Below are 1,086 nucleotides of genomic sequence, written 5' to 3'. Positions count from 1 at the left end.
CGTTAGAGCCCCCCAGCAGCCCCGGCCCCGCCAGCGGGTTTTCGAACAACGCCTGCATGATCGCCCCGGAGAGCGCTAAAGCGGCGCCCACCAGCAGCACCGCCAGGGTGCGCGGCAGGCGAATTTGCCAGATGAAGAGCTGCCCTCTGCCGCTGAGCCACTCCTGCGGCGGGATCCAGAGATCGCCCGCGCAGAGGCTGGCGGCCATCATCGCCAGCAGCAGCAGCAGTAAAGCAACGAGCCAGCGCCGGCTGCGGCGCCGTTGAATTTGAGCAAAGGTCTGCATAAATACCGGGATGCAAGAAAGAGATATATTTGATTTTACGGTGGGTATTGCGGGGAGAAAAGTAAAACATCGGCTCATGGCGCATATCGGCGGACGCTAGCGGGCAGAATTACGCTGCCCGCTAGCCGGCTGTTACACCAGAACCTGGAACAGCACGGCGAAGAGAACAATATTGGCCAGCACGATGGCCCAGCCGTTGTAGAGCATATATTTCAAATGCGTGGACTGCGCCAGCCCCATCTGTCCAAACATATCTGACGACGGGAACGGACCAAACCAGTCAACCTGCGATGATGCCAGCAGCACGGCGGTCGTCCCCTGCGGCGGGACGCCTGCCGCCATCAGCATCGGGCCGAAAATCTTATGGGTAAAGGTCATCTGCGCTACCGCCGCGCCGGGGACATGGCCAATAATATTAAAAGCAAAAATACTAAAGCACAGCCAGGCGGGAGAGATCCCCTCGAGCAGCGGCTGGGTGTAGTCCAGCAGCCCCTGGTATGCGTGCAGCCCGTCCATCAGTTCAAGAATGGGGTTGTAGAGCCAGTACAGCAGGAACATCCACACCAGCCGACCGCAGCCGTGATACAGCGCCTGCAGGATCTGCGTAGGCCGCAGCCCCCCGACCAGGCCGGTAATCAGCGCCACCAGCAGCATCACGATAATAGCGAAGCTAAAGCCGGCCTTAATGACCACCCCCACCACCGCCATCACGATAATCGTTGCCGCAAAGGCCAGCGCGCTCAGCTTTCTGCGGCGGGTAAGAGTCGGGTTATTCTCATCCTGCGGCTGCTCAGCAAGGT

General features: G+C 59.9%; 1 protein-coding gene and 1 pseudogene. Both read right to left on the bottom strand.

Translation table 11 applies throughout. The annotated features are described in order from the left end of the window. On the bottom strand, nt 1–286 hold a 286-nt coding region (locus PFH44_RS27880), incomplete at its 3' end, for an iron chelate uptake ABC transporter family permease subunit (RefSeq protein WP_283826881.1). Between the two features lie 132 nt (nt 287–418). Continuing rightward, nucleotides 419–1,086 (bottom strand): annotated as a pseudogene (locus tag PFH44_RS27875) (gluconate:proton symporter); the annotation flags it as partial.

It is taken from the genome of Klebsiella sp. Ech2A (assembly GCF_030078455.1).
Classification (GTDB): domain Bacteria; phylum Pseudomonadota; class Gammaproteobacteria; order Enterobacterales; family Enterobacteriaceae; genus Klebsiella; species Klebsiella terrigena.
This window is presented reverse-complemented; position numbering and strand designations above follow the sequence as displayed.